Here is a 24,484-nt window from a genome sequence, read left to right as displayed (position 1 = left end):
CTTAGCTCCTTATTTTCGGATTGAAAATTTCGTCCATGCCCGTATTCATCAGATAAAGCGAGAAGGTAATGACGGCAATCGCCAGCGCCGCAGGAATGAAAGCCCACCACGCCCCGGCTACTGGCGCTTCAAACACCAGTGCCCAGTTCATCAGAATGCCGAGCGAGATCGTATTATACGGTCCCAGTCCCAGCATGGAGATGGAGGCTTCGGACAGAATGCCCGATGCCGTCTGGAGCACAAAAGCCATCACCACATAAGACGCGATATACGGCAAAATCTCATGGATAATGATACGCGGCGTACTGTGTCCCGAAATTTTCGCAATATGCACATGATCCCGGCTACGCAGAGATGTTGTCTGGGCTCGCACAGCCCGGGCCGTCCAGGGCCAGCTGGTTATACCGATAATGATCGCCGTCACCAGGGAACTGCGTGAATCAATGCTGACTGAGATCAAGATCAGAATAATAAACGAAGGAATAACGATAAAAATATTGGTAATTGCCGTCAGAAAGTTATCCAGCATTCCCCCGATATATCCCGACACCAGGCCCATAACCAGACCGATAACGGTCGCAAACACACCTGCAATCAGCCCCACACGTATGGATGTCTGGATGCCATACATCAATTCAAGAAAAATGTCCCGTCCAAAATTGTCCGATCCTAACAGTAAGCCATCGCCAGGTGACTGAAACGCCATCGCAATCATCTCCAGGGGATCACTGCGATTAATGAGCGGATAGATCGTAACCAAGAGCAGCATGCCGACAAAAGTCACCGCACCGATCATGAATTTGGGTGACTTCAGCAATATAGAGATCGAATGCTTCATATCACTGTTCCTCCATTTGAGCGGCCTTGATGCGCGGGTCAATGAAGCCGTAGATGACATCAATGGTGAAATTCGCAAGCAATACAGCAATGGCAATCAGCAGCGTACACCCCGAGATTAGTGGGTAATCCAGTTGCCTTATGGCCGTGAACAACCATGTGCCTATGCCCGGATAACTGAAGACAATCTCACAGATGAGTGATCCGCCGACCATCGTACCGATGGAGAGCGCAAGCCCCGTAATTTGCGGCAGCATGGCGTTACGGAACACATAACGCGAAATTCGGCCGTCGCGAATACCCAGCAGTTTGCTGTATAACACATAGTCCGAATTCAGCTCATAGATGGACATCTCCCGCATGCCAATCGCCTGACCACCAATGGTCACGAGTACAATGGAGAGGAACGGCAAGGTATGGTGGCGAACCACGGACATGATGAAGTCGAAGCTCAGCTGCGGCACCATCTGGAAGTCATATCCCCCTGATAAAGGGAACCATTTCAGTGATAACGCAAAGACGTACAGCATAATAATAGCCAGAGTAAAAAAAGGAATGGAATTGATAAACAACGCTACCGGAAACAGCACTTTATCAAAAACACCCTTCCGGTACGCCGCAATGGCGCCGAGCAAATTGCCAATGATCCAGCCGACCAGGATGGCCGGAAGTTGAAGCCCCACCGTCCAAGGGACGGCGGAGGCCAGAATGTCCGTTACAGGCTTCGGATACAGTCCAAAGGACGTGCCCAGATTGCCTGTGAACAGATTTTTCAAATAGATGCCGAATTGGGTCCATAGCGGCTGATCAATGCCGAACTCAACCGTAAACGTCTCATACACCCGCTTGATGGAATCCGAGTCGGTCATCCCTGACGTCATTTTGGAAGCGATCATGCTCACCGGGTTACCTTCAATCAGTCTTGGCAAAATAAAATTCAGTCCGATGGCGATGACCAGGGTCAGGCCGTACCAGAATACTTTTTTGGCGACATATCTGGAATAGGCATTCATAGGATTTAGCACCCCCGAGTTTAGCGGATAAGGGCCTTATGTCTGAAGTGGTGTGTCACTTCATCGTGTCCTGATTCAATATGAGTTCCTTAATTGTGGATCTGATACAATGCCTTAATACCTGCGCCGTCCATCGAGATTTGCGGCGGAATGTTGGTTCCATCTCCTTCGGTCGGGAAACCTTTCCAGACCGATTCGTTCACGGTGTCAAACACCCATGGTCTGTACATCAGCGGAATGGAAGGGATATCTTTCAGCCAGATGGTATTCAGCTCGGTATACAGTGACTTCAGCTTCGCCTCGTCAGACACGGATGGAATCTCTTCAATAATGGCGTCTGCGCGGTCATTCTGGTATCGTCCCCAGTTCCAGAACGCCATCTCACCCATTGGGGCAACCCCTTTGGAATACATGATCGTCATCGCACGGTTCCATGGCTGGCTTGGGCTGACCCCGCCTGCAGGTGTGTTCATGATGATATCGAATTTGCCGGTTTGCAGATCATTGGTCCATACTGGCGATTCCGGGAATTTGGTGCGAATCTCAATCCCTATGGCCTTGGCGCTCTGCGCTACGATCTCCAGGGCAGCGTTCCAGTCGGACCAACCGTAAGGACATTCAACCTCGAAAGGCCCAAGGCGTGTGCCGTTAAGGACACGGGTGCCGTCTTTGCCTTTGGTTGCTCCAATCTTGTCGAGCAGGGCGTTGGCTCCTTCAATATCCATCGTCCATTGCAACGACTTGATGGCATCCTGGTCAATATATTTGGACTCGGCGTCCGAGTTCAAGGTCAGAGAAGGCTGCATAGGTGCGGAATATCCGCTCATGGCCAGCTCCGAGATTTTGTCATAGTTGATGCTCATGGCTATTGCACGGCGAACGTCAGCATTATCGAGTCCAGCTTTGGACAGATTGAAGAAAATGCTTGGCATGGAACCGGGCAGATAATACGGCGCATCCTTCAGATACGTTTTGACGGCAGCCCCGCCTTCCCACATCTTCCACACCTGAGGGATAAACTGCTGGGAGACGTCCACTTGCCCACTCTTGAACGCCAGATCACCTGCGGCATTATCCTTGTAGATCACGTGAGTGATGTACTTCGGTGCGGGCAATTTGCCGAACAATTTCTGACCCCAGTAGTTGTCGTCGCGGACAATCGTAATTTTCTGGTCGTTGTAAAAGTGAAGCTTATATGCTCCGGTGCCCACCGGATTGTCATTGATCTCTTTGCGAATCGCGGTCAGATCATTATTGTTCTTCTTCTCGATCTCTTCCCAGATATGCTTCGGCAGCATCGGGATCAGTTCAATGCTGTCCAGTACGGTCAGCTTGTTTGGGTTATCAGGGTTCAGCTTAATTTCCACGGCCTGCGCTCCATCCGCCTTCACTTCACTGATGTAGGTCCAGAAGCTGCTCCAGTTGATATCGTATTTTTTGCCCAGTTCATAGGTGTATACAACATCATCTGCTGTAAAAGCCGTCCCGTCGCTCCACTTCGCATCCGCATTCAACTCAATGCGCAGAGTGGTTTCATCCGTCCATTCATACGAATTGCCCAAGAGAGGTTCAAGGCCACCGTCCAGCTGGTTTACCATAAACAGTGTCTCGTACACCAGCTCCCTGGAGTTGCCGTAATTCACTGGAAATGCGGGATTTCCGCTCAACAGATTGAAGTTGGTTGGTGGCCCCCATTGCAACCCATTGATATACAACGTCTCATTACGTGGTGTCTCCTTGTTGGTCTGTGGTGCAGGTTCGTTCTGGGTTGTCGCGGTTGGTGTATCCACCGTTCCTTGTGGTTCACTTACTGATGGCGGCTGAACACTTTGGCATCCGGCAAACAATGTGACCGACATGAACAGAGCGACGAGCGGTGTGGCAGCTCTCTTAAATCGCATTCTGAACCCCTCCGTGAATTCATATTGATGTTATTGGAAGCGCTTACTTAAAGTTATTCTATGACTTATCTCACACAACATTCCATCTCTTTTCTCAATTTTGAGACATTGTTTTTGAGGTCATACAAAACATGTGATTATGGAAATATAAAATCCAAAATGAAAAAGCCGGCTCCGTAAGGAACCAGCGATAACCTCGCTTTTGCATATCAATTCACGTACATCAACCTACTTGCTCTTCAGAAGCTCACGCAATGTCTGGAGATCGTATGTAGAGACCAGTCGTTCCAAATGTGTGTCCAGCCACACCTCATCCTGATCCCACCATTTCAGTTCCAGCAGTAAAGCAATAATCTCGTCGTCGAAGCGCTTTTTGATTGGTTTGGCCGGATTGCCACCCACAATGGTGTAAGGCTCGATGTCCTTGGTGACTGTCGCATTGGAAGCGACGATGGCACCGTCTCCAATAGTGACACCCGGCATGATGGTTACATTTTGCCCAATCCAGACGTCGTTCCCCAATAAAGTGTCTCCCTTAAAAGGCAGCTGATCCAGCGTAGGGGTCACTCTCTCCCAACCACCACCAAAAATATTGAAGGGATAGGTCGTCATGCCCTCCATCCGGTGATTGGCGCCATTCATAATGAATGTCACCCCTTCGGCAATTGCACAAAACTTACCGATCTCCAGACGATCACCCAGGAAATCATAATGATGTTGAATGCGGTCATAAAATTGCTCGGGTGGACGACTGTTGTCACTATAATACGTATAATCACCGATCAGCACATTAGAGCGCGGCGGCAAATTTTGAATGTAACAAACGGTACGAATATTGTCGTTAGGGAAAAGTTTTGTTTTATCGGGAGCCATATTTATCCCCTCCTTTTCCTCATTGTACCAAAAAGGGATTCGATCTGACCATCGAATCCCTTTTCTCATTCTCCCTAGAACAACGTTGCTTTACCGGGGAGATTTCTTATTTGGTTGTAAGTGTTACTTGTGCAGCCGTTTGATCCCAATCCACGGTCAGTCCCAGTCCTTCAGAGATGAAGCGTACCGGCACAAGCGTGCGACTGTTCTTGATAATGGCTGGTGCATCGATTTCGAGCGTTTCACCATTCACCGTTGCTGTGCTGCTTCCGATCTGGAGCACAAGCGTCTGGTCATTCAGAACGGCTGTTACGGTTTTCGCTGTTTTGTCCCACGTTACTTCTGCACCCAAAGCTTCAAGGATGGCGTTCACTGGTACCATAACCCGGCCACTTTGCTCTAGCGGGTCCTGATCCGGGAACGTAATCGCTTTGCCATCAAGGGATACAGTAATCGCTTTGTCTGTTGTTCCAGTTCCGTTATCCGTGCCTGTATCTTCTGAAGTCTCTGGCAAAGGTGTTACTTCGCGTCCAAGCTGCTCTTGCAGATTGGCAAGTCGGTTCAGGGCAAACGTCGTCAGCGATCCCGCTGCCATGGAGCCCATACCGCCGCCTCCGCCAAAGTTACCGCCAGGACGTGTCTGGGTTTTGCCTGTGCTGTCTGTTGTTCCTTTTCCCGTTGCGCCATCCTGCGGCGTTGTACCATCGGGAGGTGTCATGCCTTCAAAGCCTTCCGGAGGCGTCATGCCTTCCATGCCCTCTGGCGGTGTCATGCCTTCGAATCCTTCTGGTGGTGTACCACCCATGCCACCCATACCGCCTGTTGCATCAGCGTTGGCAGAGTATGCGATGTTGGATTCAAACTGCTCTGTTGTGTAGAACTTCGTTGGATCTGCTTCTACATATGGACGAATGATGTCAGCCAGACCTGTGATACGGTCCTGGATACCTTCCATATAGTCTGTCAACTCATTGACGTAGCTCAAGTATTTTTCCTTATACTCAGGCACGGCCAACAGGTTGTTGATCATCGGTACATTTTCCATGCTAATGCCCAGTACTGGCTCGTCCACAGATACGTTTGTTGCGTTGGTGTTGGTCGTCGTTGATCCAGTTGTTCCACGTCCGCCTCCACCGGAGTATCCATTAAACGACATGTTAAAGTCCCAAGGTACAACTGTGAATTTGCCATCCGCATCGCCGTAAAGCATGTAGTTATGCCCTTTGTCGCCGCTATAGCTGTCATAGTTACCAAAGACCATGTTGCCCGCGATATATTTCAGTGCCGAATCGACGTCCAGCACACTCTCGATATCACCTTTTTCACCTTCAGGCATGTCATTCAGCGTTTTGATGAAGTTTTTGAGTTTGGTTTTATTCTCGTCCGTACCCAAATCCTCCGTGATGGTGCTGTAGTCACTGCCTTCTGAATATTGCAGGTAACTCTTCTCATCCGTATCGTAGAGGACACCGTCCTCATAATCTTCACCGTAATTGCGTTCCAGGTAACTGTCATCTACTGCTTCGACCCCGGTATAGAAACCAACCAGTTCGCCGTTTATATACAAGTTAACGTAGTTCGTCATCGGTACATCCATGCCAATGCTGCGCAGTGCTTCATAATGAAGAACTTCACGCATGTACGATGGATCAGCGTAGTTGTTGTTCAGGACCATTTTATCCAAACCGAGCAGGGTTTGTGTTTTGTCGTATTTATCGAACTTCAGTCTGAAGCTGTAACGGTCGGAATCTTGCATCGAAGCTACGGATTTCAAAGTCAGATTACCCTTGGTGGAGAAACCAACGTTATCCAGCTTGTTGCCGTCTACTTCCACACTTACCTTCTTATAATCCTTATCCAGCGGGCTTTCGAGCATGCTCTTCCAGTCTGCATCATCAATCGTAACATTCACATCAATGACGTTGTCCGTTTGGAACAACGATTCATAGGCTTGCGTGATGCCTGTGCTGGTGCTTGTATCCTCTGCGGCAAACGCAGCGTTCGGGCTTCCTACCAAAGCAAAAGAAGATGATGTTACCATCGTCACGGACAAGGCCGTTACTGCAACTTTACGTAGTAAACTATTCAAATGATGAATCCTCCTTCTTGGTTTCTGTTAAGCAACTTAGGCTTATGAAACCATGGTAGAGGACAAACCTTTAATGAATCTTAAATAAATGATTCACAACAAAAAGTAGCCCATCAGGCTACATAAGTTAAACTATAAATGTTACACCTGATCACTCCGATTGCAGTACCATTTTCCGATCGCTCTTATCCCCAGATTTTCATCATTCCCTTTACTCAAGGGAAAAAATCCGGTGATAAAGGCGAACGCTTCGCTTCTTCAAATTGGTTCTGCACTCTCCGTTTAAGTGTAAAATTGAGCTTCAACTTATATAGACGCCTGCTAGGCTACTTGTTCTGATCCTTTATAACTCGGTAACTGTAACACCTGCTGCTTTGTAATAGTCCTCATTCACATTGTTTAGAATGTTGGTCTTCAGCAGAATACCGACTCCGGCAAAGAGTCCGATTCCGTTTGTGTTACCTTCGATTCGGTTATTTTCAATTAACACATTCTCAGGGTTTCCTTCGCCAATATTGCCTGCTCCGGCATCGCCTTTGTCGCGCTCAAGCCGCACGCCCCAGTAACCGCTGGCGGTATTGTTGCGGATCACATTGCCTCGAATCACCGTGCCCGGTCCGTTCAGGACTTTGATTCCTGCCGCATCTGCAACCGTGGTTGTATTCTCGATGAGATTATCCTTGATTACTGTATCGGGGGTGCCCATGGTTACCGAGATGCCGATTTGGCTGTTCCTGATTGTGTTGTCATGAATATAGTTTCCTTTGCCCGACTTGCTGTGGTTGCTTGGTGCTGAACCTCCTGTATTGCCGAGTCCAACCCCTGCGCCTGTCAGCACATCTGTAATGATATTGCCGGAGATTTCATTCAAATACTCCAGTTCACCATGAAGATCAATAGCATCCAGCTTCGTTTCGTTAAATGTATTGCCACGCAGCACGTTGTTATGGGCCACAAACTGGATCAACGCTCCATGTCTGAGATAAGGACCCTCAAACGTACTATCCTCCACCACATTCCATATCGTATCATTGTCAAAGCCAAGCCGATCGGTCTTGGCCGTTCCCTGAATGGAAATTCCATAGCCTGAACCTCCAGGGCCCAGATCTGTTGCGTTGCGGAATGTTGCATGCTTCACAACGACATCGCGGCTGTGTTCGATGCGGATAGCCATTCGTTTGAATTTCTCCACAATCACGCCATCGATCGTAATGTCATAAGATGGAGCCTCACCATAGTTGGCGATGTGAATCATGCTATCCGGCCCGCCTGCAGAGGGATTGTTGGATTTGTGTTCGGTCGTGTAGCTGCCAGACCAGGATGAAGTTATGGTCATGTTGGATACGAGAATGCTATGTTGAGCCGATGCTTTCAGGACGGCGCTGCCCGTCACCTGATCCAGCGATGTCTTGAGTACGGTTCCTTCACTGCTCTCTCCTCTCAGGTTCACCCCGGATTTGAGCATCAGGTTGGTGGTTCCATCCGGCCCGGACAACAAATTGTACACTCCATCAGGCAAAAATACTTCATCACCAGCGTTAGCCTCATCAATGGCTGCCTGTATTGCAGGTCGGTCATCACTCGTATTATCAGCCAGATCTGCTCCGTAATCCCGTACATCAATCGTACGTCCAGTTACAGCATGAGGAGAATGGATAGTATGCGGTGTTCCATCTGTCTCCGTCAGTCCTGGAGCGATAAAGGGCACCGTCCCTTCAGGTGGTTGTGGCTCAATGTATGGAATCAGGGCAACAGGCGTTCCTCCCCCTGCATAAGGGGCATACAGATGCACATCGGTCAGACTCGTATAAATACTTGAATCAGAATTGCCATGCCCGGTGATCCGTACATAACGTGCAGAAGTATCCGGGATATCAAATGCCTGCATTTCTGTTGTATCCCCACTGCTTTCGCCGCCATATACCTGGGTCCAATGATTACCGTCAACAGACGTTTCTACCTCAAAGAAGGTCTTCCTGACATCCCCTTTGTAAAAACCAATCCCAACATAGCCCACTTGCTGTGCCTGCCCCAGATCAAACGTGATCCATTGCCCCTCTCCGGCAACAGACCAGCGTGTATAACTGTTATTGTCAATGGTATTGGTCGCCAGGTTGCCGTCGCTACCGCTTGCCGAGACGGAAGCAACAGGCAGGGACGATACCGGAACGGCAAGGGTGGTCAAATCGGTTGATAGAGCACTGCTGATGTTGCCCGCCTCGTCAATCGCCCTCACTTGAAACGTGTACGATGTTCCAGCTGTAAGTCCGCTATCACGGAATGCCTGCTTACCTTGTTCAGCCAGCAAAACTCCATTCCGATATATCCGGTAGGCAGATACAGCCGTATCATCGCTGGCAGCAGGCCATCTCAGTTCCGCAAAATCCGTTCCCCAGTTGCGAATCTCCAGCTCGGCTCCCTGCTCCCATTCTGGTGACTGCGTGTCACTGCCTTCTTCGATTAAAGCAATGACCGATAACTGTGGACGCGGATTGCTCGTTCCGTTGGCTTCCTTGGTGTATACGTTCACGGAAACACCTGTTGATCCCGCATCCGCGAGCAAAAATGCAACCTGCCCCGTATCTGGACGACTCTTCACAACATCGGTTACATCAACTTCATAGACGGCCGGGCTTCCATTACGATCTGCCGTGACTTGGAATTTGCCAACCAGCGAACTTTCGCTGAGACTTTGGACCGGGGCATTCGACCAGGTTAACGATGATTCGCTCCAGTCTATTGCATTCAAACCGTACAGAGACAACTCTGTATCGATATTCGATGTGCCTTTCTTGGCGGCAATCCGTAGTCGATACCGATCTCCTTCGGGCTCATTTCCGGTCATATCAAATTTGAAATACACGTATTTCTTGGTCGACGGAGTGGAAGAGATGCTTAGTAATCCGGTGCTGGAGCCCGTAGCCTGATTAAAATTCAGGTCAGGCTTGCCGCTGTCAATCGCCGCATCGTCGCTTGGCAGCTTGCTGGCGATGACCTTCTCAATCAACGGTTTTTCTTCATCCTCTTCTTCATCTCCAGACGAAGTGTCTTCGGGATTGCTTTTGAAAATAATTGGCTCCGTAACGATCCGGTTCTTCACATGTTCATCAAGAAAGGCCCACGCCTCCGCATTGGCAACCTCGGAAGCCGTCCCTGTAAATCCATGCCCCTGACCGGGTACGACTTTCATATCCACAATCGGGACACCCGCAGATTGAAGCTGTCCCGCGAAAGTAACACTGTCGGTATAGGGAATGGTAGCATCAGCATCACCGTGCCGAATCCAGAACGGTGGATCATCCGGTGAAGCATAAGTTCCCGGCATCGCAAGTCTGGCCTGCTCCGGTACATCGAATGCACGATGCCCGCCAAGAAGAGCCGTGACCGAGCTATAGTTATTAGCAAATGTCGTCGTAAAATCAGCGGGTCCGTACCAGTCAGCGACGGCCTGCACTTTGTCGGAATACTCAGCCCATCCACCAGAACCTTCAAGATCAGGTACATCTACCGTCACTCCTGTATCGAGCATTACGGTGTCACCAGCAACCATGTCCCCTGTTGTACCGAGCAATGCAGCCAGATGGCCGCCCGCAGATGATCCCCAGACGCCGATACGACTCGGGTCCAGATTGTACTGGGCTGCATGGGCCCGCAAATATCGAATAGCGAGCTTTACATCCTGAATCTGGGCAGGGAAAGGAGCCTCATGCGTCAGCCGGTAGTCCAGAGATACACCGATATAACCGCGTTTGAGTACATAATTGCATATGGAGTTTAATGCCTGCTTTCGGTCCCCGTGATTCCATCCACCTCCATGGATATAGACCATGACAGGCATCGGTTCAGCTCCCGCTGTCTCGGGAACAGCAATGGATGAATATATTGCTCGCCCACCAGCCGTGCCAATCTCCACATCCTCGTATAAAGTCACTCCTTGTGGTGGCGTAAACTCAGTATTCTCCTCTCCAGGCGGCACTGGGGATGGGGCAGGCGTTATACCGGGAATAGCCTGACCGTAAATGGCAACATTGTCGATATACATGTTGGCCTGCATGGCATCTCCTGTCCGAAAACGAATTTTCACCGTGCTGTTATTGTTCGCTTCCGAACTCAGCGTCCAGCTTTTAAGCATATTCCCTTCCTTATTCTTCGCTTCTGGAGTGCCTGGGGGAAGTTCAAATGTCTCCAGCGTTGCCCAGGAAATGCCTCCGTCCTTCGACCATTCGATAATAATGCTTCCGCTGATATAGGATGAGGCGCGTGTGTAGTAGCTCAGCCGGATATTTCCGTATCCAGTCAGATCAAGTGGCAGGGCGAGTGCATCGTTTCCGTCAATCTTGATCATGTTGGGTAGCGAGGGTGCGGTTGTGGAAGATGACGTTTTGGCCTTGCTCCCACCTCCCCCTTCCTGCAGCCAGGGGGCTCTCAGTGCAATTCCGCCTGTAGAGCCAAAATTGTCCGGGTCATCAAAGTTTTCCGCGTAAATCTCCAGCTCTGGGCCCTCTGGATCTGGGATATTTTCTTCCTGCGTAGTATTTAAAATAGAATGAGGAACAGCGTCTTCCATCGCCCGGACTTCATGCACGGGAACGGTAATACCGCTAATGAGTATGACAGACATGGCAACAAGTACAACCCGCTTCTTCCACGTTTTGAACACGTCATTCACTTGTATCCCCTCCGTATTCACCTGACTCACTGCACTGGTTCCATTCATTCTGCTTATCTAGCGACGCGGTGCCGACACTCCCTCACCTTTTTTAAATTTCTCCGTGGCTTCTTTGATTGCCTGATCGCCGCCCTTGGATTTCCATTCCTCTACCACTTTCGGCCAATCGGAGATCGGCTCCTTACCATAAACCATCTTGATCATGTGTGTGAGCAATACCTGAGGAGGTGTATCCGAATTGGGAGCAATATCGGGATTCTGTACAAAAGCTTCCAAACGCGGATCAAAGTTGATGCCATCCCGACCTTCTTTGGCTAAGATGGTATCGTAAATATTCATCAGCTTTCTGCCTTCTTCTGTCAGCGATAACGAACCTTTATTGTACGTCGTGTCCTGTACGAACCATAAGAACGACTGACGGTAACGCTCTTCGTCCACACCAGCGGAGTCTGTTGGAGCTGTGTATGAAATCTCGCCATTATCCTCTGTGTAGGTCTCTCCTTCTGTGCCGTATGTGAAAAACTTCTCAGCTTCGTCAGACACCATCCAGTTAAAGAAACGGATAATGGAAGCCGGATCAGCCGCATCCTTATTAATAAAGTAGGCACGTGTCACCGGACCGTACAAATAATAACCGCCCTTTCCGTCGGGGCCGACAGGGGAAGGGATAATCTCGATTTTGGCATCGGGAACCGACGCTTTAATCTGCTTCTCCCATTGGATCAATTCGTTGGCGTTCATAGACCACATACCCGCCTTGCCAGATAGAATCGTATTTTTGAATACGGTAGAATTGATGGTCGCGAACTCTTTGTTGATGAGCCCTTCCTCGTACATCGTCTTATAGACAGTTAGGGCTTGCTGCATATTCTCGTTATCCATAAATTTCGGTACAACCTGGTCGCCCTGCTGCTCCATCATGGACAGGAATTGCTGTACGTCATAGGCACCGAAAAAGGTATCTGCATATTTGAAATCCTCACGTCCCATATACGGATTCTCCACGCCGAGCTTCTTAAAGGCGCGCAAGACGTCCATAGTTTCCTCAACCGTAGTTGGCACCGGTAGTCCCGTTTGATCCAGAAGATCCTTGCGGATCCAGGTTGCCCGGCGGGATGGATTGGATAAATATTCGGGGATGGCATAGATATGGCCGTCATGGGTTACCTGGTCCCACGCTTCCTTCGGTACGGCTTTGAGCAAATCTTGCCCGTACTGCTGCAACAGTTCATCCAACGGCTGAAATACCCCGGCTTCGACCGAGCCGGCCATCTCTTTGCCGTTGACACCGCCGTCACCCTGCACCACGTCAGGAATATCATTGGTGGCAAACATCTGGACCATTTTCTGTTCATATTCCTTATGGGGCACCAGGACAATTTTCAGATCGGTATTGGTCAGATCCTCCAGTTTCTTCACCCATTGATCCTTGTTAATGTCCGGTGACTTCTCCACATAGGTATACGCCAGCGTACGTAGTGAAATGGAGAATTTCGTTTTACCGTCTCCCCCGCCCTCACCGGATGCCGCTCCGCTCCCTTTGTTGCACCCTGTCATGACAGCTGCCGCCAGCAATAGCGCCATGCCTGAGACCATCCACTTTTTCATGCTACCCCTCTTTTCATCCTGATTTAGGTACCACTCATTGGTAAAGCGCTTTCAAATAGATGTTAAAACATCCCCACCGCCTGCAACAATGGGGATGTTTTAGATGAGATTGCGTTTTCTTTAGGTCAGCACTCAGCGTTCCACAGCATTCAGTTTCATCTTATCTAGTACGTCTTGGATACCTCGATCTTCTTCGTTACACCGTTGTCGGTAAAATAGAGATGGATGCCGTGATCCTGGTCATCGATGAAATAGGGGACATACTTCGGTTCCTCGATCTTATATGGTACAAGCAGAGTTACAATTCTATGGCTTGAGGCCGGCCGCGTTTCTGCGCTCAGATGATGATGTCTTTCCAACCCTTCGTACTCTGCCGGGTCCACCTCAGCGAATTGATCCGTCTGGCTGAGCACCAGCTCACCGGAGGAAGCATATACAAACGTGCCCTCAAGCCCCGCCTTATTACCGTTCAGACGGAAGCTCTGCCCTTTCAGCTGTAGCGGGTGCAGTGCATGGAACAGCCATTGAACGCTGTCCGGCTTCTCCAGGTCAATGTGGTCCACAATGACGAAATAGGAGGATTGCAGAAAATGAATCTCCCGTACAACACGCTTCACATGGGGTACGGTGCTGGCATAGGCATCGGTCGCTACCGCGCGCACATAACCATCGCCATCCCGCCAATAGGCCTCCTCAATCTGCCCGGTTGCGGCCATGTTCAGCACCTTGTTGTTCTCGGCATACTGACCTGTTCCACCGATCAGCAGGTTGTTTTTGGAGCGTGTCTGCCTGCGCCATTCCCGGTGAAAGGAGCTGCCGTGCGCGATATAATAGCCCGTATCCGCCGCGAGCGGCTCACCGAATGCATGTAGGGTGAAACTGTTTTGATCCGCATGACTGTGGCTGATGGAGCCATAACGGCTCGACTTGAGCAGCAGCATAACATGCTCATCCGGATCGTCCATCCGGTGATGCATGGCTACCCAGCCCACATCACGGAACCACTTAAGCGGCTCGATGTCCACAGGCGACTCTTCCTCCACCTGCGGATAATCGTGGCGGTATACCAAGTCGTCAAAATCAAAGTCCCACCAGCCGTAGTTATAAAAAGCTCCCTCTGTCCCCGGATCGGATTGGCGCACACGCTCAAAGTACCACTGGTACCAGTGGTTGCCTGTAACACCTGCCAGTTGGCGGACAAGATAACCTGTTTTCAAGTTTACCGGGTCACCTAGCGTAGACTGATCTCCAAAGCTCGCGCGCCGTGCATCGGGCGGGTACACGTAGAGTGGAAAATCCCCGGTACGCTGGAAGAATGGCCGACGGAAGAAGTCGATGCCTGCATAGTTTCGCAACAAATTCATCGCTTCGGTCACATAGGCCATGCCTGTAGTCCAGTACATCGGGCCTTCGGCCCATCCCCCATCACTGCCACCCCAAGGGGAGTACAGACAGGCATAATAATCGATCGCATAATCCAGCCACTCTGCAGCCTGCTGCTCCTCATGCAACAAGGCCATACAGCAGGGCACAAGCACGGAAGACAAGGAACGCACAGCATGGCTATCATAAGGCACATGATGGATTTTCGAGCGGACCATCACATGCTGGGCCACCTGTTCTGTCCGCCGCAGCAAACTGCGCCTCACCACATCTTGCTCTTCACTGTTCAACTCATCATGCATCCAGTCATAGCCCCAAGCGAGCGCGGCTGCGACCCGAAATGCCGCTTCATCGTTATAATCACGGGAGGTCGTTCCTTCCGTATCCCAAGCCGCTACATGCAACAGCCAGGTTTTCGCCGCGCCAAGCAACCGTTCATCACGGAGCACCCGCCCAGCGATGCTGAGATGACGAATCGCATATAACGTTTCCTGACAGTCAATGTACATTTGCCTCCACAGCGCGGCGACACGTTTGTTCTCCGGGTAAGGCAGCGGTTCACAGATCGGCTCGCGGTTTGCCCACGGCTCCACGGAATTTGCCATAAACGCATCCCAGCCGCAATATGTAGCATCTGACGCAATGGCATCCGCAAGTGCCTTTAGCCCACTCTCTCCGAGCCATAGCCGAGGATGAGACGTGTCCGCGGCAACATACCGCTGTGCCCGAGAAGGTATCGGTGTCTCGGGTAATCCCGCTGGTACCGTAAACCGCCTCACCTCACTCCATGCCGACATTTCCTCTTGCTTCCCTTGGGAGACATGCGCTTCGGCTTCGCCCACTTGCTGCACTGGATAGTTCACAAGCAGCGCATATCGCCAGTAATAATCCCCAGGTTCAAACACCCGGTCCGGCGTGAAAAAGTTATACGGGAGCGGCGCAAAGGTCATCGTCTCTCCTTCCTGAAAAGAAGACCCCACCGACACCTGCAGCATATAGGCATTCTCATCTTCTTGCTGTGCCGCCATCCAGGTAAACCTTGGCGGATTTTCTGCCAGAATGGTATGTTCATCAGGTGCATAGTCCACATGGAACGGCCCGCTGATTGGTTGGTACAACGGTCTTTCTGCAAGCTTCCGCTTCACTTCCATCGTATCGTCCCCTCCTTATCGCAATGGTGTAGCATCAACGCATGTACATTCCGCCATTGATTTCAATCGTTTCTCCGGTTATAAAAGAACCCAGCTCGGAACACAGGTACAGCGCCGCTCCTGCGACATCATCGGGTGTCCCTTCCCGTCCAAGCGGAATGCTGCTTACCGCAGAAGTTCGGCCTTCCGCCGAGGTGAACGTAGCGTGGAACGCCGTTTGTCCGATGAAGCCCGGTGAAAGGGCATTAACCGTAATCCCGCCAGGAGCCAGCTCTTTGGCTAGTCCTTTGGTTAACGCAATACAAGCCGCCTTGGAGGCTGCGTAAATAGCTGCACCCGGGCCGCCCCCGTTATGAGCCGCTACCGAGGTCAGATTGATAATTCGGCCGCCTCCAGCTGCCTTCATGCCAGGGATGACCGCTTTGGAGACAAATACGGCGCTCTTCAGATTGACATCCATAATCCGGCTGTAAAGCTCCTCGCTCATCGTTTCAATGGGGCTCCGCTCCACCAGATGCCCTGCATTATTAACCAACAGATCAATCGGTCCGCCGAAGCGGATCGTAATCTCCCCAACCATCGATTCTATGGCATTCGTATCAGTCACATCTGCCTGAAATGCCGCTGCTTCACCGCCAGCATACCGGATGGCGGTCACGACCTCCTCCGCCCGATCCATATTATGCAGTCCATTCACAGCCACCTTTGCTCCGCAACGTGCCAATGCCCCAGCAATGGCAGCACCTATTCCTCCGCTGGAGCCGGTAACCAGCGCAATTTTGTTCTGCAAGTTAATATTCATTTTGATCTTCCTCCCTGTTATAGGTTCAATTAAATCCGTTTGCTATGCTGATCTGCAGGAAGCGCCATCGTAATGGTCGTTCCCAAGCCTCGCTCACTCTCAATCATCAAGCCATACATTTCTCCAAATACAAGCTGAATCCGGCGATGAACATTCATGAGTCCGATGCCTCCGCGATGGTAGACATCATCGGAATCTTCGCCTGCCAGGCGATTTAATTCCAGACGATCACGCAGCTTCTCCAGTCGCTCCTCGCTCATGCCCATACCGTTATCCTGGACGATGACAAGAAAGCGATCTTCCAGGCGCCGAGCATCGATACGGATAAAGTGACCGGGCTCCATGCCTCGCGGAAATGCGTGTTGTAACACATTTTCCACCAGTGGCTGAAGGGTGAGTCGAACCATTTTTTCCAACAACAGATCCGGCGCAATGATAACCTCAACTTCAAGCTCTCGATCCATGCGATGTTTCATGATGGAAAGGTAGGCCAGCACATGCTTCAACTCATTAGCAACCGTAATTTCCTCCAGATTGGTCTGAATGGAATAACGGAGCATATGAGCCATGGATTCCACCATCTGTGCAATTTCTTCGGAGTCCTGTACGACGGCATAACATTTGATCGTTTCCAGTGTGTTGTAGAGAAAATGCGGATTGATCTGCAACTGAAGCGCCTGAAATTCCGCACGGTGCCGTTCCAGCGCCTCCTGCTGAAGCTCAATTTCCGACTTCTGGCGGCGCAGCTCCGATTCGTATACACTCTCAATCATGTCCGACAGGCGACTGACCATCAGATTATAGCTGCGAATCAGCACACCAATTTCATCGCGCCTTTCCTTCATCTCCACCTTGTTCCAGATTCCCTTCTCCGTCTGTCTCATTCCGTTCATCAGCACACGAATAGGTTCCACTTGAGATGCTCCGATCCGGTAGGCAACGACAAGTGCAGCGAGCAAGGTTCCTGCCCCAACCCATAATGTGGCCGAACGAATCGTTGCAATCGGTCTTTGCAGCTCCGACAGCGGTACAGAAGCGACAAAACGCCAGCCCGAATATGCAGAAAGCTCCGATATAAGCAGCCGTTTAGTGCCATCCGTGTTCTGTTCCAGTGACCCTGCCTCCATGTGCATAAGCCTGTTCACAGTGTTGGACGGCATGGCTGTCTGCGCCTCTTCGTCCCCGGGTGTGTAGATTACGGTTCCGTTCTGATCCATCACATACTGATACCCACCTTGACCGAGGTCGAGTTCTCCCCATATTTTGTCAAGCTCCAGCACATTCACTTCCATCGCCAGTACTCCGTTGGGAGTATAGGAGGACACCCCTCTGATCCGGCGCGCAATCGTAATCACGTTGGCACTCTGTCCACTACGAATACTGCGGGTAAGCAATGTCGATTCGCCATTTGCAGGGGTTGCAGCTAGCAGCTCCTTATACTGCTGTGCCGCGTCGATATCCGGTATGCCGGCTGAATTCTGGTTGTCATCAATCACAACACGCCCGTTATCCCCGATAACATACAGGAACTTGATCTGTGGGTATAACATAAAAACAGGCGGGAACACGTTCGTCTTAATCTGACGGCTGTACTCGTAATAGGCATAACTGTCCTCCGAATTCATATCGAGAAAGTGCTTCACACTTCCGTTCGAGAGGATGGAGTAGGTCGCACGATCATAATTTTGCAAATACAGATCGGTCTGGTACGCCGTATTGCGCATCGTTTGGGCGATGTTGTCCGCGAGCTGGTCGTTCATTTCAGTCGAGGCATAGGTATAGGTAAACAAGCCAATGGCGGACAGGGACAACGTAATCACGACGGCAAAATGAAAGAACAGGCGGATGGACAGGCTGCGCTTCATCATTCAATGCCCAACTTGCTGCGGTATTCGGACGGGGTCAGTCCGGTAATTTTCTTGAATGTTTTCGTAAAATGGGGATGATCCGCATACCCCACTTCGTAGGAAATATCCGTAATCCGGTTGCCCGGCTGCTCCAGCATGCGTTTGGCCAGTTCCATTTTGCTGCGTATCCGGTATTGGATAAAGGTCTGGCCTGTCGTCTGCTTAAACAGTTGGCTGAAGTAGGACGGGTTCAGGCCCAGCTTGGCGGCAATCTCGTCCAGTGAAACTTCGCGGCGCAAATGCTTCTCCAGATAGGCTTTTGCTTCTTCCACTGGATGCTTGCGCTTGCCACTACGCTTTTCCTTGATTGTCTTCATTAACGTGTGGATCTCGTTGCCCAGAGCCTCGAAACACTCTTTTGAGGAAGCGCTTTCATTTATCTCGCAGGACGTACTCATCGTTCCGTTACCACGTGCATTCATTCGGGCCACAATCAATTCCAGTAATTCCTGAAAAAGCTCCGCTGTCTGCTCAGGCATCAAGGAATATGCCGGATACCGACCAGACCATGCTGCGAGCAGCTCCGTCACATCGGACTGCCGTAACTCCCATATGGCCTCTTCCAGACGCATCGCCCAATCATTCAGCTCCCTCACGGGTACAAGGGAAACCGTAGGTTTCTCCTCTTCGGTTGCCAGCAATTTGAGCAGCAGTTCATGAAGCTCCTGTCGTCCCACAGGCTTCAGCAGATATCGCTTTACCCCATAATCCATACAGGCTCTTGCATATTCAAAGTCCGAATAACCGGAGACCACAATAATGCGCATCGTACTTCCTTGCTCGGATAAACGTCGACACAGCTCAATACCATCCATAGTCGGCATGCGGATATCCGTAAACAGGATGTGTGGCCGAAAGGCCTCTACCACCTGAAGGGCCTCTTCCCCATGCGCTGCCTGACGTATCTCACAGTCGAACAGTCCCGCTTGCTTAATCATCTTCGCCAGACCCATCCGAATCATCGGTTCATCGTCCGTAATCAAGATTCTGAACATCGCCATTCCCCCGTTTCCGTCAGATCTGTATGCTTCTTGTACTTAAGATTTGACGGAGCCAACCATGATTCCTTTTACAAAATGCTTTTGCAAGAAAGGGTAGATGATAATGATCGGCAAGGTGGCGATGATGATGGTTGCCATTTTGATGCCTTCCGGCGATGTATGTGCAAGAGTGCTATAGACGGCAGAACCCGGATCGACGGAAATATCGTCACTCTCAAACAGCTTCTTGAGTGTTACCTGGATCGGCCACCAGGCCGGATCATTCAGATAATAAAGCGCGGTGGAATAGGCATTCCAGTGGCCTACCGCATAGAAAATGCCGAGTGATGCCATGGCCGGTTTGGACAATGGAATGACGATACGCCAGATGATACCGAATTCCCCACAGCCATCGATGCGGGCAGCGTCGATCAGTTCACCCGGCAGCTGTGCGAAGAACGAGCGCATGACGAAAAAGTTAAAGGCATTAATCGCTCCTGGCACAATCAGAACTAGCGGATTGTTGACCAGATGCAGTTCCTTCATCAGGATAAAGTTCGGAATGAGCGGCGCCGAGAATACAACGGTCACCAGGACAAACATGACGACCAGGGAGCGCCCCTTGTACTCCGGACGGGAAACGGGATAGGCCAGCGATGCCGTTGCAGCGAGATTGACCAGCGTCCCGAACAGCGTCACCCCAACCGATACCGCAAATGCCCGCCAGAACGAAGCATCGCCGAATACATATTCATAATTGATCCAGGTAAAAGCAACAGGCCAGAAGCTGACCTTTCCGCCCATGATCGCTTCCGAGCTGCTAAGAGATTGAGCCAGCACATTAATGAAAGGCAGAATCATCGTCAGCGAGAGCAGCGTAAGAAAAACGAGATTGCCAATGCGGAATATACGGTAACGGACACTGGGGGTACGCATCTATCTCGCCTCCTAATACAGGCTTTCGCCGGTTGTTTTTTTGCTGAAGAAATTACCGATGAGAATAAGCATCAAACCCACGACGGACTTGAACAACCCGATGGCTGTTGTGTAGCTGTATTGCTGTGAGAGAAGTCCGGCTTTGTAGATATACGTATCGAGAATTTCACCGGATTCCAGATTGAGCGGATTCAGGAATACGAACACACGCTCAAAGCCCAGATCAAGGAACTTCCCGATGTGCAGCAGCAGCAGAATCATAATCGTCGGTAGCAATGATGGCAGGGTAATCGACCATATTTGCTTCAAACGTCCGGCTCCATCCACCTCTGCCGCCTCATACAGATCGGGATTGATCCCCGCAATGGCAGCCAGGAAAATAATCGTGCCGTACCCGGAGTCGCGCCAGATCCCCGAACCGATCAGAATGGAACGAATGTACGAGTCTTCTCCAAGAAAGTAGATCGGTTGCATGCCCAGAAATCCAAGTGCCTTGTTCACCACCCCGGCATCCATCGAGAAAATACCCATGAAGATACCACTAATGACGACCCAGGACAGAAAGTGAGGCATGTATACAATCGTTTGCAGCAAACGCTTAAACACAATCATCCGCACTTCATTCAGCAGAATTGCCAGTAAGATCGGTACGGGGAATGCAATCACCAGATCATATAACCCGAGCAGGAGCGTGTTATTGAGAATTCGCAAAAAATCATAATGGCTGAACATCTTCTGGAAATGCTCCAGACCTACCCAATCACTTCCGGTGATGCCTTTGAAGATGTTGTAGTTCTGAAAAGCAATGACCGAACCGAACAGGGGCACATATTTGAAGAGGAAAAAATACAGGATGCCCGGTACTGAGAGTAGATATAGTATCCGGTATCGCCACAGATAACGCCCCGCATCTCCGAGCCGAGAGCCCAGACCAGACGAGTTAAGTCTAGCTGTTCCCCGGCTTGGCGGCGCGATGTCCGCCGGCTTCACGTCTTCTCTCCTCCCTGCTTCTGTGATTGCATGGCTTTCAAATTATCAGGAACGTTCTCGTCCCATGGGATTTCATTGAATTCAACGGAAATGTAATCCGGTTCACGGTCGATAATACGCGAGAGCTCGCGTGTGAACACCTCCACTATCTCCTGCTTTTGCTCATCCGTCCTGCCTTCATACAGCCTGATCGTAATTTCTGGCATCCGAGTTAAGCTCCCTTCACCATATATTGTAAACGCTTTAACAACTTCATCTTAGCTCTCCTGAGAGAGAGCAACAATGGACTGTCTTTTCGTTCACTTGTGTTTTCTTTAGGTGGGGATTATGGTGGGAAGCTAATATTTCGGATGGGCTTATGACAAACATCACTTCCTCCCTCCCCATTCAATGATACATTTGTTTACGACCAATTGACCGAATAAGTAATCTGGTCAAATCATGCAACAAGGAGGTGTATTTGCCATGAAAACAATCGATCGAAGGCAGCAGGTCATTGACTCTGCTGAGAAATCGTTCGCGCTGTTTGGATACAAAGCCACCACAATGGAGCAAGTTGCGAGACTGGCCAACGTGGGGAAAGGTACGATCTATACTTTTTTCGAGAACAAGGAAGAACTGTTCGGAGAGATCCTCCACTCGATCATTGCTGATATGAAGCGGATTACAGAGCAAACTGTTCAAGACGACAAACCATTTCTTGAGAACGTACACCAGAGCATGGACGCTTTGCTGGAGTATAGAGAGGAACATGAGTTGTTAATCAAGCTGTTTCAGGAGGTGAACGAGTTCGGCACGCCTCAAGCGAAGGAAGGTCTGCAGAAAGTAGAGACAGCGATTCTCGAATATCTGGAACGCCAAGTTCAGCGCGCAATGGAATTGCAACAGATTCGCGAGGACGATCCCAGGCTGGTGTCTTTTGTCCTGTTGAAGCTGTATGTCACCTTAACATCCGATTGGAACAAAGCGCATACTTCGCTGCACAAGGATCAGATCAAGGATTTCGTGGGCCTCTTTCTCAAAAGTGGATTATCCCCTACATAAAGAAAGTGTGCGGCTGAATCCTTTATAGATTAGAGATAGATATAGCAACAGAGTAGCGTAATGATGGGGAGAGAACATGATGAAATCATTCACTGTATTTGGGCAGGATTTGAAATCCGCCTTCAAGAAACCCAAAGTATTTATTCCGATTCTCGTGGTGCTGTTTATTCCGGTGCTGTATAGCGGTCTGTTCCTCAATGCATTCTGGGACCCTTACGGCAAAATGAATGAACTGCCTGTCGCCGTGGTCAACACGGATCAGGGGGCAACATACAATGACAAATCGCTGGAAGTCGGACAGAATCTGGTCAATGAATTGAAAAAAAGTGACGACTTCAACTGGAAATTCGTAACACGGGAACAAGCGGAGCAAGGCATGGAAGACAACACGTATTATATGACGATTGTTATTCCAGAGGATTTTTCCGAGACAGCAACCACTCTGATGGATGACCATCCACAACCGGCAGAGCTGATTTATGAACCCAATGAAGGATACAACTTCCTAGCGGGTCAGATTGGCGGGACAGCGGTCAAACAGATTAAATCCAAAGTCTCAGCCAAAGTGACGGAATCGTATACAGAAACCCTGCTGGATCAGGTAGAGAAAATCTCTAGCGGTTTGGCGGATGCCGGAGATGGCGCAGGTCAGATTAACGAGGGTGCGGTTAAGCTGGATGAAGGTGCCTCCAAGCTGAAAGAAAACCTGTCCAAACTGGCCGATGGAACCGACAAACTCGAAACAGGCATTACCCCGTTAAAAGAAGGCACGAACACCTTAGCTCAGGGTATTGGTGAGCTTCATACGGGAGCCAGCTCCCTTTCCAATGGTTTGTCCCAATTGGCGGCAGCAGGTACGAAGCTCGGTGACGGAGCAGCACAGGCTGAAGCTGGCGGCAAAAAGTTACAGGCTGGTATTCAATCCGCTCAGGAAGGAGCAGCCCAATTGGATGTCGGACTGGCAGCAACTGAGGAAGGCAGTGCCAAGCTGACCGCGGGATTGCAGACTTCAGTCGGAGGCAGTGGCAAAGTAAGTGAAGGTGCCAAGGCCGTTGCACAAGGTCTTGCCCAATTAGCTGAGGCCAGTCCAGAGTTAGCTGCTAACCCGGCTGTACAGCAGTTGCTGGCAGCAAGCCAGGCTGTTGCCGCTGGTAGCGAACAGGTATATCAAGGTGGACAGCAATTGCTCGAAGGCAGCAAAACCCTGCAAGCTGCTCAACAGCAGCTGCATAAAGGCAGCAGCCAGTTAGTGCAGGGTGAGCAGCAGCTTTTAGAAGGAGCAACGCAATTGTCCGCTGGACAGGTGCAGCTTGCGACTGGCCTCCAGCAGTTCAACTCCAAGTTGTCTGAGGCTGCCGCTGGCGGAGCCAAACTTTCAGAGGGTTCGAGTCAATTAAACGCAGGTGCAGGGAAACTGGTTGATGGCTTGGACCAACTTTCAGACGGAATCACCACCATTGCAGACGGTTCCCGCAAGCTGGATGATGGCGCAGGAGATTTAAAAGAAGGTACCGCCAAATTGACCGACGGCTCTGGTGAGCTTGCCACCAAACTGAATGATGCCGCCGATCAAACGGGTAGTGTGAAAAAGACGGATGAACTCGTAACGATGTACGCAGAGCCCGTTCAGGTGGATGAACATAAACATAACGAAGTGCCCAACTATGGTACAGGATTCTCACCATATTTCCTGTCATTGGGGCTATTCGTCGGGGCATTGATTGCAACGCTGGTTGTACCAACACGCAGCAGCTCGGTTACCGATGCGAGTGGCTGGAATCGTTTTGTGAGCAGAACGCTGGCTTTCACGATCATGAGTGCCGTGCAATCCCTGCTCGCTTCCTGGCTTGTCTTGTCCGGCTTGGGCCTGGAAGTTCAAAGCGTGCCTTTGTTCCTTCTATTCAGTTTCGTTACCAGCCTGACCTTCATGTACATCATTCAGGCTCTCGTTACTTGGTTGGAGAATCCCGGCCGCTTCCTGGCGATCCTCATGTTAATCTTCCAATTGACCACCAGTGCGGGTACTTTCCCGTTGGAGCTCATTCCGAATTGGCTGAAAGGTTTCAATCCATGGCTGCCAATGACCTATTCAGTAACCGGGTATAAAGCTGTTATTTCGAGTGGACAGTTCAGTGTAGCATGGGATCAGATCGGAATTCTGTGCATCTTTGCGGTGATTGGTTTGGCGGCTACCTTTGCCTATTTCATGATGCATCGCACGAATGAGGTAGAAGAAGTAAATAGTGAGGCAGTGCTTCACGTATAAGATGGAACATAAAAAGCAAGGCATGTTGTAAGCAA

At 50.3% G+C, this 24,484-nt stretch carries 16 protein-coding genes; 2 read left to right on the top strand and 14 right to left on the bottom strand.

The annotated features are described in order from the left end of the window. Nucleotide 1: 1 nt before the first annotated feature. From ACDJ58_RS04060 to ACDJ58_RS03995, 14 genes are all read right to left on the bottom strand, one after another. Nucleotides 2-838, bottom strand: coding sequence for an ABC transporter permease (locus tag ACDJ58_RS04060; RefSeq protein WP_413375724.1), 837 nt, complete (start codon nucleotides 836-838; stop codon nucleotides 2-4). Between the two features lies 1 nt (nucleotide 839). After that, nucleotides 840-1,850 (bottom strand): ABC transporter permease, encoded by a 1,011-nt coding sequence (locus tag ACDJ58_RS04055; RefSeq protein WP_413375722.1) that lies wholly within the window; start codon nucleotides 1,848-1,850, stop codon nucleotides 840-842. 89 nt (nucleotides 1,851-1,939) lie between these two features. After that, nucleotides 1,940-3,751, bottom strand: coding sequence for an ABC transporter substrate-binding protein (locus tag ACDJ58_RS04050; RefSeq protein ID WP_413375720.1), 1,812 nt, complete (start codon nucleotides 3,749-3,751; stop codon nucleotides 1,940-1,942). 228 nt (nucleotides 3,752-3,979) lie between these two features. Beyond that, the gene (locus tag ACDJ58_RS04045; protein ID WP_413375718.1) at nucleotides 3,980-4,624 is read right to left on the bottom strand and encodes a Vat family streptogramin A O-acetyltransferase; all 645 of its coding nucleotides are present in this window, start codon (nucleotides 4,622-4,624) and stop codon (nucleotides 3,980-3,982) included. Nucleotides 4,625-4,730: 106 nt separating this feature from the next. Next, the gene (locus ACDJ58_RS04040; protein WP_413375716.1) at nucleotides 4,731-6,713 is read right to left on the bottom strand and encodes a CotH kinase family protein; all 1,983 of its coding nucleotides are present in this window, start codon (nucleotides 6,711-6,713) and stop codon (nucleotides 4,731-4,733) included. 343 nt (nucleotides 6,714-7,056) lie between these two features. Beyond that, nucleotides 7,057-11,382, bottom strand: coding sequence for an alpha/beta hydrolase fold domain-containing protein (locus ACDJ58_RS04035; RefSeq protein WP_413375714.1), 4,326 nt, complete (start codon nucleotides 11,380-11,382; stop codon nucleotides 7,057-7,059). A 57-nt stretch (nucleotides 11,383-11,439) separates the two neighbouring features. After that, complete coding sequence (locus tag ACDJ58_RS04030; protein WP_413375712.1) at nucleotides 11,440-12,990, bottom strand: extracellular solute-binding protein; 1,551 nt, start codon at nucleotides 12,988-12,990, stop codon at nucleotides 11,440-11,442. Between the two features lie 164 nt (nucleotides 12,991-13,154). Beyond that, the gene (locus ACDJ58_RS04025) at nucleotides 13,155-15,524 is read right to left on the bottom strand and encodes a DUF4962 domain-containing protein (protein ID WP_413375710.1); all 2,370 of its coding nucleotides are present in this window, start codon (nucleotides 15,522-15,524) and stop codon (nucleotides 13,155-13,157) included. A 34-nt stretch (nucleotides 15,525-15,558) separates the two neighbouring features. After that, on the bottom strand, nucleotides 15,559-16,326 hold the full coding sequence (locus ACDJ58_RS04020) for an SDR family NAD(P)-dependent oxidoreductase (RefSeq protein ID WP_413375708.1): 768 nt from the start codon (nucleotides 16,324-16,326) through the stop codon (nucleotides 15,559-15,561). 29 nt (nucleotides 16,327-16,355) lie between these two features. After that, nucleotides 16,356-18,194, bottom strand: coding sequence for a sensor histidine kinase (locus ACDJ58_RS04015; RefSeq protein WP_090952909.1), 1,839 nt, complete (start codon nucleotides 18,192-18,194; stop codon nucleotides 16,356-16,358). After that, complete coding sequence (locus tag ACDJ58_RS04010) at nucleotides 18,191-19,228, bottom strand: response regulator transcription factor (protein ID WP_413375706.1); 1,038 nt, start codon at nucleotides 19,226-19,228, stop codon at nucleotides 18,191-18,193. The genes ACDJ58_RS04015 and ACDJ58_RS04010 overlap by 4 nt, the downstream gene beginning before the upstream one ends. A 42-nt stretch (nucleotides 19,229-19,270) precedes the next feature. Beyond that, entirely contained in the window at nucleotides 19,271-20,149 is an 879-nt protein-coding gene (locus ACDJ58_RS04005) for a carbohydrate ABC transporter permease (RefSeq protein ID WP_063567831.1), read from the bottom strand. 12 nt (nucleotides 20,150-20,161) lie between these two features. After that, a complete protein-coding gene (locus ACDJ58_RS04000) occupies nucleotides 20,162-21,079 on the bottom strand; it encodes an ABC transporter permease (protein ID WP_413379455.1) in 918 nt (305 codons plus the stop codon). A 56-nt stretch (nucleotides 21,080-21,135) separates the two neighbouring features. Further along, a complete protein-coding gene (locus ACDJ58_RS03995) occupies nucleotides 21,136-21,345 on the bottom strand; it encodes a tautomerase family protein (RefSeq protein ID WP_063567830.1) in 210 nt (69 codons plus the stop codon). A 259-nt stretch (nucleotides 21,346-21,604) separates the two neighbouring features. Between ACDJ58_RS03995 and ACDJ58_RS03990 the strand changes: the two genes are divergently transcribed. Together ACDJ58_RS03990 and ACDJ58_RS03985 are read left to right on the top strand one after the other, a co-directional pair. Next, nucleotides 21,605-22,183, top strand: a complete 579-nt coding sequence (locus tag ACDJ58_RS03990; protein ID WP_413375703.1) for a TetR/AcrR family transcriptional regulator — start codon at nucleotides 21,605-21,607, stop codon at nucleotides 22,181-22,183. Nucleotides 22,184-22,262: 79 nt separating this feature from the next. After that, nucleotides 22,263-24,449, top strand: a complete 2,187-nt coding sequence (locus tag ACDJ58_RS03985; RefSeq protein ID WP_413379453.1) for a YhgE/Pip family protein — start codon at nucleotides 22,263-22,265, stop codon at nucleotides 24,447-24,449. Nucleotides 24,450-24,484: the final 35 nt, after the last annotated feature.

The organism is Paenibacillus taichungensis (assembly GCF_047302525.1).
Classification (GTDB): Bacteria; Bacillota; Bacilli; order Paenibacillales; family Paenibacillaceae; genus Paenibacillus; species Paenibacillus taichungensis_B.
This window is presented reverse-complemented; position numbering and strand designations above follow the sequence as displayed.